Here is a 13,812-nt window from a genome sequence, read left to right on the forward strand (position 1 = left end):
GAGCACGCTCCGCCGCGCGGCCGAGTTCAGCCCGTACCCGTGCCGTTGTCCCCCGCCGGTCCGGCCGCCGCAGGTGTGCCGGCCGGGAGGTAGAAGACGCGCGAGCCGCGCTTGGCCCGCCGCGCCCGCCCCTGCGCGACCAGCGCCTCCAGCGCGTGACGCATTGCGGGTTCCTTGATCCTCCTGCCGGGGTGTGCCCGGGCCAGTGCGGTGGCGACATCGTTCGACGAGCAGGGCTCGCCACGCCGTTTCAGCTCACCGGCCACCAGGTCCCGCAGCGTCGGCGCCTTCTTCGCGGCCGCCGGTGTTTCCTCCGGTGCCACGGCCGCCTGGCCAGGACCGGCAGCGGCACTGCCGTCCGTGAGCGGCACACCGTCGGACACGGGCGGAGCGGCAGAACTGCTGCCGGTCGTGGCTGCGCCGTCTGTCCCCGGCTCCGGGCAAGCGGCAGGGGAGTGATCCGAAAGGGCCTCCCGCATGCTCAGCAGCAGGGCGTGATTGTCCTCCAGGGTGTGCAGCTGATCCTGCAGCACGGTAATCTCCGCACGGACGCGCTCGCGGTCCTTCTCGACGAGCTCCAGGTCGGCATCGATCTTGGCCGTGTAGTCCGTTCTGAGAGTGAGAAGATCCGAGACCGCTTCCACTATGACGTCCAGCCTCCCGCAGCAGTGCACACTCTGGGGGACGCTAGCGTCCGCGCCGCACTGCCCAGCCGCTAAGTACGAAGCATGACCTCTCTCTGCCCGAATGTGCGCACACGTGAGCAGTTGCGGTCATCGTCCGACCGGTTCCGCCCCCTGGGGCATGCGAGCCATGAGGTGGTGGACCGGCGCCGCGCGTGCGGACAACAGTCGGGACCAGCCTGTCGCCCATCTGGCGGGCGGCCCCGCGCTCCTTCAACCTCCGCCGTCGAGGGGGTAGTTGGACCCGCCGGGGAAATACTGAAACGAAGAAAGCGCGGAAACACTGCGAAAGGGACAAGCATGCGGGCCTGCGAGTCGGACGCAGACGCTAAGGGCCGACGCTGCAGAGGGCCCCGGACCGACGCGGCGCGCAACCGGACCAGGATCCTGGACGCAGCGCAGGAGATGTTCGTGGAACAGGGGCCGCAAGCACCCCTGGACGAGATCGCACGCCGTGCAGGAGTCGGCAACGCCACCCGCTACCGCCACTTCTCCGGGCGGCACGCCCTTCTGGCAGAAGTAATCGAGCGGGTCACCATGGCCTGCGCTGATGCGGCCGGGGAAGCCGCCGCTCAAGAAGACGACCCGTTCGCCGCGCTCAGCCGTTTCGTGCAGGCTGCGGCCCGCCAGCGGCTTGCCTGCCTGTGCTGCCTGTCCGACGAACTCGCCGGTGTGCGCCCGGAACTGACGCGCCAGAAGGATCGCCTGGTGCACGCCACGCAGCTGCTGCTGACCCGTGCACAGCAGGCGGGACAGGTGCGCACGGATGTGTCCCTGGAGGAACTCATGACGGCCGTCACCCAGCGCAGCCGCCCGCTGCCGGGCACCAACTGGTCGGCCACCGACCAGTTCCGCCCGCGCATCCTGCAGCTGTACCTCGACGGCCTTCTCGTCCCGAACCCGGCCTGAACCGGCAGCCCTGCCGGCTCTTCCTCCCGGCGCACCACCCAGAGCCGTGCGGGCAACGGGCCGGCCGCTAGGTCACCTTCCTGGTGCGGCGCCGCTCGGTGCGCCGCGTTCGGGCAGGCGCCAGCAGATCTCGTCGTGCTCCCTGAGGTGCTGCCAGGCGGCCAGGAGGCGGCAGCGGACCAGTTGGTCGAGGAGGTCCTCCACCTGTTGCGGTGACTGACCGCCCAGCCGGGCAAGGACGTCGAGTTCCGCGCTTCCGACGCCGTCGGACGTGTGGGCTGCCAGGACCAGAGCGGTGAGCTGCACCGTGGGGGACATCCCGCGCGGCGCGACCAGCGGAACAGGACGCAGGGCCCAGTGCGCCGCGCGGGCACGGGCGCCGCGACCGGATGTCTGGGTCTGCATGTCCGCATCCAGCAGACACGCTTCCGCGTGGGGACGTCGCGGGAAAGAACAGCGGAGCCACCCGGCATGTTCCAGTTCGCTCCAGAGTTCGGAACGGCTGTGCAGCCGCATGCTGCGCAGAAGACCGCTGGGGAGCCGGACGCGGCCTCGGACGTCGGCGCGCAGGGCGCATTGCAGGGCCAGCAGCCGGGCGGCGGGGGAGGAGAAGCGGGGCAGCGCCACCCCGAGGTAGGTGAGCATTTCCCGCACCCGCAGCCGCTCGCCCGGTCCGTGCGGGGGACGGGCGTGCCTGGCTGCCGCACCGGCCGGCCGTGCGCGTGCGGAGGCGAGCAAGGTGTCGGGTACGACGGCGGTGTTGGTGGTGGCGGCCGCGCAGGCGGCGCATGCATCCGCGAGGCGCCACACGCGGCCGCTGCGGTCGCAGGTCAGCGCCAGGAGTACGGGGCCGGCGCAGCCGCGGTGGCGCGGGTGCCAGGAGCAGTTTCGGGCCCGGCACTGGCAGGTCCGCAAATGCCTGGGCAGCACGTCCCGTCGGGCGTGGCGGGCCAGGTGCGTCAGGGCGGCGGAGCGGGCCGAGGCGGCCGGCAGCCGGTAGCCGGTAGCAGTGCATTGAGGGCAGCTCAGCAGCGGCCCGCCCGGCTGCGGGTGCAGCCGCACCGTCCAGATGCGCTGCACCGTCTCGTGCGTGGAGAGCCTCATCGGGCTCGCTGTCCTCCGATCTGATCCGTGCCGTCGAACGGGCGTGCCCCAGGCGCCGTCCGGGGCGGTGGGCGGGGCACGCCGCAGCGCCTACTCCAGCACCGCCGAGTGCCACCCCTTCCCTAGCAAATAGTGCAGAGGTCTGCACTGACATGGCAGGGTCCTGCACCGTCGGATGGTGGGGTGACGATCTTGCCGCCCGATCCCGACCTCCTCGCGTTGCGTGTGACGCTGGCGAGGCTGAGGGGCGAGCGCAACTGGACCTTCGACGAACTCGCCCGCCGCAGCGGCCTGGCCCGGCGCACCCTCATCGACCTGGAACACGGCCACACCACCGGCAGCGTCACCACCTGGCACGCCCTCGCCCACGCCCTCGGCGTCTCCATCGACGAGCTCCTCGGCTCCCTCTGCGCAGACCACACCCCACCCGGCACGCCGCAACTCTGAACCGCCCGCCAGGCCCCTCCACCCTCCCGGCGCGACATCACCTGAACAGGCGACCCGGCATCGAGCGCACGTTCGTTCAGTCGTGCGGGCGTTCCCCGGGATTGCGCCATCCGTAGGACACTCCGAGACCTGCCCCGGCACAGCGGCGCGTCGTCTGGAAGCTTCACCGCCATGTGCCCCAACTCCGCCTCCGCCCCCTGCCACTGGGACGGCAGCTCCCGCGCTACGCGGCCCCGACGGCCGCTGCGGGTGGCCGCCACCAGCCCCAGCCGCCTACTGCGCACCGGCCAGAGCAGCCGCTGCCGCGCGTGCGGCAACCACATCGACTTCTACCAGCGCGCCGATCAGCGCCCCATCGCCCTGCACCCCGCCGAACTGGCTGCCGCTCACGTCCCCGCGTCCTGCCGCTGGCATCTGAGCAGCGGGATCGCCCACCCGCACGGCGACGGCAGCGCCTGGTGCCGCATCCCGCACGCCGTGCTCTGCCCGAGCCGCACCCCCACGGCCCGCCTGACCGCCCACGTCCAGGAGATGCGCCGCCAACTCGGCGTCCGCTCCCGGCGCCTGATCGACTCAGGTGCCTTCACCCCGTCCACGCCAGCCGCTCCCGAGCCGGCCGCCGGCAGCGCCCGGCCCGCCCGTCCCGTCATGCAGCTGCTGCTGGGCCGCTATCTCGCCGACCGGCCGGTCGAGGACATCCGGTGTGTGGCCCAGACCCGGCACCGCCGCCGTTGCCCGCTGCCCGTCCTCGCCCCCGACGCCCCCAAAGGGGTCTGGGCACTCCTGCCTGCCAGCCCGCAGCGCGGCCAACTCACCCTGCCCGCCGGGCTGATGGCCCTCTACGACCTCAGCAGACTGCCGTACGCCGAGCAGCTGCGCTGGCGCACCCAGCGCTGCCCCGCTCATGCCGCCGCGCCGAACGCCGCCGACCTTGCCCTGGCCGGATGGCAGGTCTTCGACCCCCTCCTGCACGCAGCGCACATCCGCACCCGCCTCCCGCGCGACCCCGGCGGCGAGGCGTGACGATGGCGCACCACGCCCTGGAAATCACCCTGACCCGATCCCTCACCGCGGCCGAACTCCATCACGCAGGCCGCACGATGCCGCTCGCCGCCAACTCCGACGCCACCCGGCTCATGACCGTCGTACGCGCCAACACCCCGGGAAAGGCCCTCACCCGACTGCGCCGCCGGATCGGCACACGGCTGCCCGTCGACGTCATCACCACGCACTACCCCGACCGATGCGGCAAGATCCTGCTCAACGTCGCCTTGCCGCCCGCCGCACACACCGCCCTCCGGGCAGCGGCCGGCCGCGCAGCACAGACACCCCAACGCTTTATGGAACTGGCCGTTCACCGGGCCCTGGCCCAGCACGCCAGCGCCGAGGCCGACCGCCTCGACCGGGCCCTGCAGGATCTGCTCGCCCACACCACGCCCGCCCATCTCATCGCGGCCGTCGGGCACGCCCTGACCCGCACTTCCGGAGCCGCGCCGTGCTGAAACCGACCGACGAACAGGCCGCCGCGGCCGACGCCTTCCACGCCGGCGAACACCTGGCCCTGCAGGCCGGTGCGGGCACCGGCAAGACCACCACACTGGCCCAGCTCGCCCATGCCACCCAGCGTCGCGGCCGCTACCTCGCCTACAACCGGGCCATCGCCCAGGACGCCACCGCGCGCTTTCCCAAAAGCGTCCTGTGCAAGACCGCCCACGCCCTGGCCTACGCCGCCGTCGGCTACCGCTACACCCGCCGACTGAACGCCCCCCGCCGCCCCGCCTGGCAGACCGGGCAGGCCCTCGGCATCACCAAAGCCCTCCGGGTCGGCGAACGCGACCTCTCTTAAAAAACCCTCTCCTACGTCACCTTGCGCACCGTGGCCCGCTTCTGCCACACCGCCGATACGACGATCACCCGCCATCACATCCCGCACCTGCGCGGCCTGGAAGAGCCCTGTCTGCACGCGCAACTCGCCGCTCACATCGTTCCGTTCGCCCGCAAGGCCTGGATGGACCTGCAGCACCCCGACGACGGCGCCGTCCGCTTCGACCACGACCACTACCTGAAAATCTGGGCCCTCACCCAGCCGAAGATCGACGCCGACTTCCTGCTCCTCGACGAGGCCCAGGACACCAACCCCGTTGTCGAGCAGATCTTCCTCGCCCAACGCGACCACGCCCAGCTGGTCATGGTCGGCGACTCCGCCCAGGCCATCTATCACTGGCGCGGTGCCAAAGACGTCATGACCGGCTTCGACGGCACCCAGCTCGCCCTGTCCCGGTCCTTCCGCTTCGGCCCCCGCCTTGCCGAGGAAGCCAACCGCTGGCTGCACCTGGCCGACGCCCCTATCCGTCTCACCGGTGCCGACACCGTGCCCACCGAGCTCGGCCCCGTCAGCCGGCCCGACGCCGTGCTGTGCCGTACCAACGTCGGTGCCATGGCCCAAGTCATGGAGCTGCTGTCCGGCGGACACCGGGTCGCGCTGGCCGGGGGAGGAGACAGCCTGCGTGCTCTGGCCCTGGCCGCCCGCGACCTCAAAGAAGGACGCCGCACCACGCATCCCGAACTGGTGCTGTTCACGACCTGGGGCGATCTGCAGGATTACGCCGCCTACGACCCCGCCGGCCGTGACCTGCAACCCCTGGTCGACCTGGTCGATACCCACGGCGCGGACGCCATCCTGGCCGCCGTCGCCCATCTCGCCCCCGAAGGCCAGGCCGAGGTAACCGTCTCCACTGCGCACAAGGCCAAAGGCCGGGAATGGGCACAGGTGAAGATCGCCGACGACTTCGCCCCACCCTCCGACGGCCCGCCGCACGACACAGGGCAGGGGACGGCCCGCCGGATCGACGACAAGGAGGCCTGCCTGGCCTATGTGGCCGTCACCCGCACCCGGCGCCGCCTCGACATCGGCGGCCTGTCCTGGATCAACGAGCATCCGGAAGGAGCATCGGCCAGTCCCCAGCCACCACAGTGATACTCCGGGCGGGTTCTGGGCGTTCGGTGCCTCCGCCTGGAAGGAGTCGCACGGGGGAGCGGCGGTACGGATCGCAATGATCCGGGACGGTGCAGCATCGAGTGTGACGGGCGCCGACCCTGCCGGTGACGGCACATCCGAGAAGCCCTCAGTGGCCGCCCGCTGTCCACAGGCGGCCCCGGGCAGGCTCTTGGCTCATGAACATCAGCTCGCCGGGCATCGCCCGGAACAACAAGACGACGCCGCGCTGCGAACGCCACGACGCGCTCCTCCAGCCGGAAGAGCGGACCGAGTTCGCGGCCCGGTTCCCGGCCGGCCACCGGGCGCAGATGGTCTTCCTCCTGGCCGGTTACGCCGACAATGCCTCCGTGGTCGGGGCGCTCTTGGGCATCGGAGTGCGTACGGTGCGCCGCCACTGTCGTGGGTGGCAGCCGCCGCCCGGGCTCCGGCTGCGCCGGGCCCTGCGCCGCCGTGTCGTCGACCTCGTGTGCCCGCGGTGCCTGTCCGATCGTGCGGTGGAAGCGGCGCGCCAGGCGAAACGGGAAGCCCGGCGCGCGGCCCGACGGATCCCGCGGGATCAGGGAGGCCCGGATCACTGACACCCACTTGCCCAGGATCTTCAGCTCCTGCGTGACGATGAAAGCTTTCCTACATCGCTGATAGTAAAAGGCTGATTCACATGCGAGAGTTGCATAGATGTAGGTAAGATGGCGGCATGGGATTGAGCTTGGAGGAGTCGCTGCGGCTGACAGTGGCCGCGTTGATGCAGGTGACGGGTGACTCGCAGCGGTCGGTTGCGGGGGTGCTGGGACTGACGCAGACGCAGGTGTCGCGCCGGCAGTCGGGCGCCATCTCCTGGAGCCTGCGCGACGTCGACGTCCTGGCCGAGCACTACGGCATCGGCGTGCTGGACCTGCTGGGGGGTCCGACCAGGGCGTGCGAGGCGCTGCCCACCGGCAGGCGCCGTTCCGTCCGGACCGAAGCGAAGGGGACGAGCCGGTGAGCGACTTCGACGCGATCGACTCGCTGCTTGACGCCGTCGGCCCGGAGGCCGAACTCCCGCCCTGTCAGGTGCGCCGCGAGCTGCGGGAGCGGGCTCGGCTGTCCAAGGCGCAGGTGGCACGCGCGCTCGGCGTGAGCCCGTCCACCCTGAGCGGATGGGAAAGCGGCCGGGACCCGGCCGGCGAGATCCGCACCAAATACGCGTACCTGCTGGACGGGCTGAACACCAAGCTCGCCACCGAGACCGCCACCGAGACTGAGGCGGCGCCGGCTGCGGAGCGGCCCCTCACGTCAGACACGGCCGCGACCGTCACTCCCTCGTCTTCGCCGGATCCCGGGCAGGACGAGGACGGGGACGACGTAGAGCTGCTCGTCGTGCCCGAGCCGTGTGTGCTGTGCGGCCGTCCGGCCGGACAGCGCGTGGCGGGGTTCGCTCAGCACCTGGCACCGGCCGACTGCCAGCCCACCGCCACTGGAGCCCCCGCTGCCGCGCCTGCCCCACCTGCTGAACAGCCCACTGCGCAAACTCCGAAAGCGCCGCTGTGCACGGCACGTCCGGTGCGTGCGACGGAGCGTTCCAAGGGCCCGGCCCGCCACGCGTTCCAGGAGCCGTCCGGCCCGGTCGGCCTGATCCGCGAGGCCGTGCAGGGCGTGCTCGCCGAGCACCGGGGCGACGTCGACGCAGCCACGGCGGCGCTGTTGAAGCGGGCGATCCCGGACGCAATGCGACTGCTGGACGAGACCCGCAAGGGCGCCCGCTACGACGTGATCGCGCACCCCTGGATCCCCGACATCCTCAAGAAGCAGACCGCGCGCGGCGCCGACCAGATCTGGGAGGCCCGCCCCAAGTGGACCCGTCACGAACTCCCGCCCGGCCGGCATGAGGTGACCGCGCTCGACATCAACGGCGCCTACCTCTCCGCCCTCAAGACGCACCTTCCCCTGGGCCAGCTCGAGCACTCCACCGGCCTGGCCCACGACCGGCGCCGCTCCGGAGTCCACCTGATCACCCCGCCCGAGTGGGAGCACGAGGCGGTGCTGCCCAACCCGATCGGCCAGAGGGACGAGCCCGGCCCGCTGTGGGTCACCGAGCCGACGCTGCGCCTCCTGCTGCGCCTGTCCGGCCCGAAGCACCAGCTGTGCGCGCCTCCTCAGATCCACGAGTCGTACACCTCCGGGGCCACGGAGAACCTGCTGGAAAAGTTCCGCATCGCGTTGAAGGACGCCCGCGACACGGCGATCGAGCAGGGCGATACGGTGACGCTGGAGTACGTGAAGGCGATGTACTCGAAGTTCGTCTCCACGATGGGGGAGTCGAACTACAACCGGGAGCTCTACCGTCCGGACTGGATGCACCTCATCCGCAGCCAGGCCTTCGCCAATCTGTGGCTCAAGGCGCTCAAGGCCCATGACGAAGGCCTGGCCGTCGTCCGGGCGATGGGCACCGACGAACTCCACGTCATCGGTGACTGGCGCCGTGTCTTCGCCGAAGGCCGAGGTGTTACCGAGGTCAAGGTCAAGGACACGTACGCCGCCGGAACCGACGCCGGTGAGCACGCAGGAGAGGGGGAGTAGTGCCGGAGAAGAACATCGACTTCGGGAGGTTCGGCGCCCAGGGCATCAAGGGCAGCGACGCCGTTGCCCGCAAGCTCGACGAACTCGCGGGCGGCATCGCCACTCCCGTGACCGCCAAGCGCGGATGGACGGCGCGCCTGCACTATCTGACGAAGTCGACCCAGACCCTGAAGGCAGCGCAGGACGCCGGACTCACAGTGACCCACCGGACGCTGAAGGCCTGGCTGGAGGGTGAACGCCGCCCCTCCAAGGCCAACCTGAAACGCATCGACCAGGTGTACCGGGCGGTGCGCCGTCACAACGTCGCCCGCCATCTCCTCAGGCGCCTCAACCGCGACGGACGTGGTACGCGAGTGGAGATCCACCCGCTCAACCAGTCCCAGGTGCCGCAGCCGCTGCAGCGCGTGGTGGAGTACCGGACGATGAACGTGCGCCGCTGGGACCGAATCGTCGGCTCCTGGGCGGCCGGCGACCCCCAGAGCCTCGACGCCGCGTGGCAGGACACGATCGTCGACCTCGGCTCGCAGTGGGGCCAGTACGAGTACGTCACCAACGTCGGCTTCGCCGCGTAGAGCCCTGCGCCGGAAGGTGGTCTTCGGTGCCTGCTGGGATGGCGTACGGTGGGGATCACCGACGCGGGGTGGAGCAGCTCGGTAGCTCGCTGGGCTCATAACCCAGAGGTCGCAGGTTCAAATCCTGTCCCCGCTACTGCCGAAGAGGCCCGGATCTACACGATCCGGGCTCTTTTGCGTTCCCGGCGCAAGCCCACGTCTGCCTCCTGCCCAGCAGGAGGCCCGGCCGCCCTTGCTGCCTGCCCGAGGTGATCGATCTCAGGCCGTTCTCGCTGGACTCTCTGCGGCGAACAGGGGAGTCGTCGGTGACGGTGCGCGGATCGCAGCGGTTGGCGTCTGCGCACAGTGCAGGGTTGCCATGTGCGCGGGTCCGCGCTGGGATCTCGCAGCAGGTCCTGGTCTGCCCATACCCGTCACCGAGCCGCCGTGCTGTGCGGGACCTGCGCCGTGGTCCACCTGGCCGCGCGGCATACGGCCCCGCAGGCCTGGTGTCCTGGGGAACAACGGTAGTTCTACCGTGCGGTCGGCGGCATAGCACTGTGGCAGGGATTGGGTGCGTTTTTGGAACGTTTGGACGAGGCGGCCGTGCCCCATCGGGTGGGATAGTCGGGGCCGCCGGGTGCGGCTGAAGTCGGATGAGGCAGGGTGAACGGCATGGTGACCTTGGCCAGCCCGTCGGTGGGCACGTCGGTACGCGCAGCCTCCGCGGCCCTGCTCAATCCTGCCGTACTGTCTGTCTCGCTCCAGCTGATGGGCAGCCAGGCGCTGCTGTTCTACCGGCTTGACGAGGAAGAATGCGCACGCCGCGCCCGCGTGTCAGCCGCGCGCCTGGACAGTCTTGATGCGCTGCAGACCCTTCTGGAGCTGCCCGTAGATGAGCCCGTCGCACTGGCGTCGCTGCCCGCACGGCTGCGTTCGGCGGTACGGCGGCTTCCGGCCGGTGCGGCCGAGGCCGACCGCCGTGAGGTCACCCGTCGCGCGGTGCGACCGCTCACCGTTGATCTCGCCGTAGTCCGGGCGAGCGCCGCGGGCTGGCGCGGAGGGCTGGAGCAAGCCGGCCGTTTCGCCCCCTTCTGCCGGCGCGCCCTGCTGCTGGATAGCGCTCCACCGGCCGCTGAGGAGATGCTGATGGAAGCCGCCTTCTACGGCATCGGCATCCTGGTGGCCGACGGCGAGAGCGTGGACTTGCTGCTGGAGCCCCGGCCTTACACCCCGCGCCGCCACACGCCCGCGGCGTGGTGCTTCACCGAGGAGTTCCACCGCCGCATCGGCTAGTCACGGCTCACCGCGCTCCACGCCCGCCACCGGGCGGGCTGTCGACGAAGCCTGCGGGGCGACAGAGGCCTGCGCCCACTGCAGCAACTGCTGGGGCACCTTGAAGGCGCTGAACCCGGGATGGTCGAGTTCGGCGTTGAGCACCGGGTAGCGGTCGACCGCCCGCTGGCAGCGCTGCTGCCACCATGCGGGCCGTCCGGCCGGCTCGACGGCGTCCATGGTGCGCAGCCACTCCATCAGCACCGCCGCGTTGTGGGCGGCCGCCGGCACCTGCCAGTGATTGCTGACGAAGGTGTCCAGCACGAGTCCGTCGCAGGCCGCGCACCGGCACACCGGCGCCAGGCCGGCGGCGAACCTCTTCGCCAGCGTCTCGCCGAGGAAGAAGTCCATCAGCTCCGGCAGCAGCACGGAGGGCGAGTTCGGTCCGCCCGGAGACCGCTTGGCCGCCTGGAAGACGTGGGAGTCCTCCAGCTTCAGGATCTGGTGGACGGCGGCCTTGAGGGCGTCGGAGTCTTCCGCGTGCAGATATCCGGTGGGCGTCATGGCCGCCGTCGCGCCCGCACGGTGGCCCACCTGCTCCTCGATCGACAGCCTCAGCGGGTCGCCGAAGGACAGCTGGCCTTCCGAGACATCGGGGAAAGGACCATCCTCACTGGCCGCCGCCACGGTGTAGACGGCGGGATCCGCCAGCAGCGGTCCCGTGAACCCCTCCTCGCGCAGCTTGCGGACTTTCGCCGCCGCCCCGGGACCGCTGACGACGAGCCCGCTGCGCACCGGATCGAGCTGTGCGCGGATGTAACCGACCCGGCTGACCCCGGCCTGCAGCAGCATCCGGCCAGCAGCCCGCCCTCACCCATCAGCCGCAACCCGCCCTCGCCGCGGACCTTCTCGGCCTCCAGCGCGGCCAGCTCCTCCAGCAGCTCGCTGGACAGACCGTTCGGCGACACCGGCATCGATTTCACGTCGGCACCCTGAATGCTGCCGTCGGCCACGGCAAGCGACACGCTGCCGAAGCTCTCGATCCGGTGATCCGTCGTCGTACTCATCAGGTGACTCCTTCGGGGAAGATCACACCTGATTCATGACACTCCCGAAGACGCGCACCGGCCACTGCGCAGTTACCAGTGGAAGTTCGGCGGACGGTTCAGCTCGCCTTCGTGACGAGCGCCGATAGTCGGGGATCTTGGCACCGCTTGCTGTGCTTCGTCCAGCATGGGGCAGTGGACAGCGTCACTCGGGCCGCTCAGACCCTCGTCGACACCGGCGTCGGGATGTCAGAGCGGTCAGCAACGGTAGTCCCGCTGGCGGAATGTTGGTGGTGTCGCCTCGGCTGGTGGATGAGGTCTGGCTCGGCGTGGCTTCGTGAGGGGATACGCCCTCCGGTCGAAGTGCGCTCCCGCTGCGGGACGATGCCTGATGTCCCGATGGGTGCGAAGTCCCGGTGCCGGTGGAGGAGGGCAGCCCTCGTAGCTTGGGATGTTGTCGTGGAACTGCCCTCTTCCGATCTCAGGGTGGGGCCCGATCAAGCGGGGCGGGGCGGTCAGTCCTTGTCCTTGTTCAGAACAGCAGGACGGGGCGGCCGCGGACGCCGCCGGCTTCGAAGAGCCGGTGCGTCGCTTCCGCCTGGTCGACGGGGAAGGTCGCCGCGACGCGGAGTGTGAGGATGCCGGTCTCGGCCTGGTCGCGCAGTTCCGTCAGGGCCGCCGTGTCCCGGATCCGGTCGTGCACGAACACGGGGCACCAGCGCACACCACGGTCCGCGGTCCCGGTGAACCCCTGCACGGTCGCGATGTTTCCGCCGTCGCGTACCGCTGCGGTCACCGTGTCGTTCATCACCGCGCCGTCGATGATCCCGTCCGCGCCGCCGGGGCACAGGTCACGTACTCGTTCGGCGAATTGGTCCCCGCGCGGGAGCACGTGATCGGCGCCCAGGCCGATGACGAGGTCCCGGTCCGTCTCGGCCGCGTCGGCGATCACCGTCAGCCCGGCGGCCTTGGCCAGTTGCACCGCATAACCGCCGACCGCACCGGCCGCGCCGGTCACCGCGACGGTTGCTCCCGACGGCAGCTCAAGGGCATCCAATGCCATCCGTGCGGTCAGCGCGTTCATCAGCAGGGTCGACGCCGCCGCCAGGCCGGCCCCCTTGGGCGCGCGGACCACCGATTCCGCCGGTGCCACCACGTACTCCGCCTGCGCACCCAGCGCCAGTTTCGGCACCAGCAGAGCGATCACCTCGGCACCCACCGCCAATTCGGCACGCACTCCCTCGCCGACCTCATCGATCACCCCGGCCGCGTCCCACCCCACCACGTAACTCTCGGCGGGCGGAAACCATTCGGGGCTGTACTCGGCGACAACCCCGAGCCGCGCGTTGACATCGGACGGGTGTACAGCGGCGGCGGCCACCTTGATCCGCACCTGCCCGGGCCCGGCATGCGGCTCCGGCAGATCCAGAACCCGCATGACCTCCGGGCCGCCGAACTCGGTGAAACCCACAGCCTTCACTACGCCACCTCACGATCAAGTTGATCATTCCAGAACCCGAGACAAGTATGTTCCGGGTTCGAGGGGGACGCTAACAGAGCCGATAAGCTCGATACAAAGTGGTCCCAGTGTGAGAAGAGAGCAGGCATGCCCGACCCCAGTGCGCGACTGCGCCGTCCCCCCGGCGCCTCGGGCCCTCCACGTGACCCCGACCGGGATGCCCAGATCCTGCGCGCGGCCAGCGAACTGCTCGCCGAGGGCGGATATCCGGCGCTGACCATGGACAAGGCCGCGGCACGAGCGGGGGTGGGCAAGGCGACCGTGTACCGGCGCTGGAGGTCCCGCGCAGAGCTTGCCGCCGAGGCGCTGGACCACGCCGGTCTCACCGACGACCTCGTCCCGGTCACGATCGGCCGCGGCCAACTCCGCGCGGAACTCATCGCGACCCTGACCCGCGCCACCCGGAGCCCGGACCACTCTCGCGTCGACCTGCTCTCAGCCCTGTTCGACACAGCTCGCCAGGAGCCGGAACTGTGCAGCCTCGTCCGCCAGCGCTATATCGACTCCCTGCACCAAGCCGTCGAGGGCGTGCTGGCGCACGCGGTGGAGCGCGGCGATCGGCCCCCGGGCCGGACCGATCCGTCAGGAGAGCACCCGATCGCGGTCTCCGCCGCCCTCGCTCTCCTGATCCACTGGCAGCTCGTCCGCGGCCGGCAGATCAGCGACAGCGACATCGCAGCGATCGTCGACGTCATTCTCATGCCTTCGCTCTGACGAACTCGTA

14 protein-coding genes, 1 tRNA gene and 1 pseudogene are annotated in these 13,812 nt (G+C 70.6%); 12 read left to right on the top strand and 4 right to left on the bottom strand.

From position 1 onward, the window contains the following. Positions 1–26: 26 nt before the first annotated feature. Positions 27–644, bottom strand: a complete 618-nt coding sequence (locus tag G6048_RS13070; RefSeq protein WP_165339675.1) for a hypothetical protein — start codon at positions 642–644, stop codon at positions 27–29. Between the two features lie 339 nt (positions 645–983). Here G6048_RS13070 and G6048_RS13075 point away from each other — a divergent pair, with 339 nt between their 5' ends. Beyond that, positions 984–1,592, top strand: a complete 609-nt coding sequence (locus G6048_RS13075; RefSeq protein WP_165339676.1) for a TetR/AcrR family transcriptional regulator — start codon at positions 984–986, stop codon at positions 1,590–1,592. Between the two features lie 72 nt (positions 1,593–1,664). Here the strand turns inward: G6048_RS13075 and G6048_RS13080 are convergent, their stop codons facing one another. Then, positions 1,665–2,696: a hypothetical protein gene (locus G6048_RS13080; protein ID WP_165339677.1), complete on the bottom strand. Its 1,032-nt coding sequence runs from the start codon at positions 2,694–2,696 to the stop codon at positions 1,665–1,667. A 183-nt stretch (positions 2,697–2,879) separates the two neighbouring features. Here G6048_RS13080 and G6048_RS13085 point away from each other — a divergent pair, with 183 nt between their 5' ends. The 10 genes and pseudogenes from G6048_RS13085 to G6048_RS13130 all read left to right on the top strand — a co-directional run bounded on the left by G6048_RS13085 (position 2,880) and on the right by G6048_RS13130 (position 10,544). Further along, positions 2,880–3,143, top strand: a complete 264-nt coding sequence (locus tag G6048_RS13085; RefSeq protein ID WP_165339678.1) for a helix-turn-helix transcriptional regulator — start codon at positions 2,880–2,882, stop codon at positions 3,141–3,143. A gap of 171 nt (positions 3,144–3,314) precedes the next feature. Beyond that, the gene (locus G6048_RS13090) at positions 3,315–4,166 is read left to right on the top strand and encodes a DUF6083 domain-containing protein (RefSeq protein ID WP_165339679.1); all 852 of its coding nucleotides are present in this window, start codon (positions 3,315–3,317) and stop codon (positions 4,164–4,166) included. A 2-nt stretch (positions 4,167–4,168) separates the two neighbouring features. After that, on the top strand, positions 4,169–4,645 hold the full coding sequence (locus G6048_RS13095) for a hypothetical protein (protein ID WP_206341540.1): 477 nt from the start codon (positions 4,169–4,171) through the stop codon (positions 4,643–4,645). Next, positions 4,642–6,120 (top strand): annotated as a pseudogene (locus tag G6048_RS13100) (UvrD-helicase domain-containing protein). The gene G6048_RS13095 and the pseudogene G6048_RS13100 overlap by 4 nt, the downstream one beginning before the upstream one ends. 197 nt (positions 6,121–6,317) lie before the next feature. Further along, positions 6,318–6,719: a hypothetical protein gene (locus G6048_RS13105; protein ID WP_165339681.1), complete on the top strand. Its 402-nt coding sequence runs from the start codon at positions 6,318–6,320 to the stop codon at positions 6,717–6,719. Between the two features lie 116 nt (positions 6,720–6,835). After that, positions 6,836–7,123, top strand: coding sequence for a helix-turn-helix domain-containing protein (locus G6048_RS13110; protein WP_165339682.1), 288 nt, complete (start codon positions 6,836–6,838; stop codon positions 7,121–7,123). Next, positions 7,120–8,697, top strand: a complete 1,578-nt coding sequence (locus G6048_RS13115) for a helix-turn-helix domain-containing protein (RefSeq protein WP_165339683.1) — start codon at positions 7,120–7,122, stop codon at positions 8,695–8,697. Before G6048_RS13110 ends, G6048_RS13115 begins: the two co-directional genes overlap by 4 nt. Further along, on the top strand, positions 8,697–9,269 hold the full coding sequence (locus tag G6048_RS13120) for a transcriptional regulator (protein WP_165339684.1): 573 nt from the start codon (positions 8,697–8,699) through the stop codon (positions 9,267–9,269). Before G6048_RS13115 ends, G6048_RS13120 begins: the two co-directional genes overlap by 1 nt. Positions 9,270–9,331: 62 nt before the next feature. After that, positions 9,332–9,405: transfer RNA gene (locus G6048_RS13125), tRNA-Met, on the top strand. A 518-nt stretch (positions 9,406–9,923) separates the two neighbouring features. Then, positions 9,924–10,544: a hypothetical protein gene (locus tag G6048_RS13130; protein WP_165339685.1), complete on the top strand. Its 621-nt coding sequence runs from the start codon at positions 9,924–9,926 to the stop codon at positions 10,542–10,544. Here the strand turns inward: G6048_RS13130 and G6048_RS13135 are convergent, their stop codons facing one another. Next, complete coding sequence (locus G6048_RS13135) at positions 10,545–11,375, bottom strand: hypothetical protein (RefSeq protein WP_165339686.1); 831 nt, start codon at positions 11,373–11,375, stop codon at positions 10,545–10,547. It abuts the gene before it with no gap. A gap of 726 nt (positions 11,376–12,101) precedes the next feature. After that, the gene (locus G6048_RS13140; RefSeq protein WP_165339687.1) at positions 12,102–13,049 is read right to left on the bottom strand and encodes an NADP-dependent oxidoreductase; all 948 of its coding nucleotides are present in this window, start codon (positions 13,047–13,049) and stop codon (positions 12,102–12,104) included. 126 nt (positions 13,050–13,175) lie between these two features. Between G6048_RS13140 and G6048_RS13145 the strand changes: the two genes are divergently transcribed. Then, on the top strand, positions 13,176–13,802 hold the full coding sequence (locus G6048_RS13145; RefSeq protein ID WP_165339688.1) for a TetR/AcrR family transcriptional regulator: 627 nt from the start codon (positions 13,176–13,178) through the stop codon (positions 13,800–13,802). Positions 13,803–13,812 lie beyond the last annotated feature (10 nt).

It is taken from the genome of Streptomyces ureilyticus, assembly GCF_011045025.1.
GTDB classification, from domain to species: Bacteria; Actinomycetota; Actinomycetes; order Streptomycetales; family Streptomycetaceae; genus Streptomyces; species Streptomyces ureilyticus.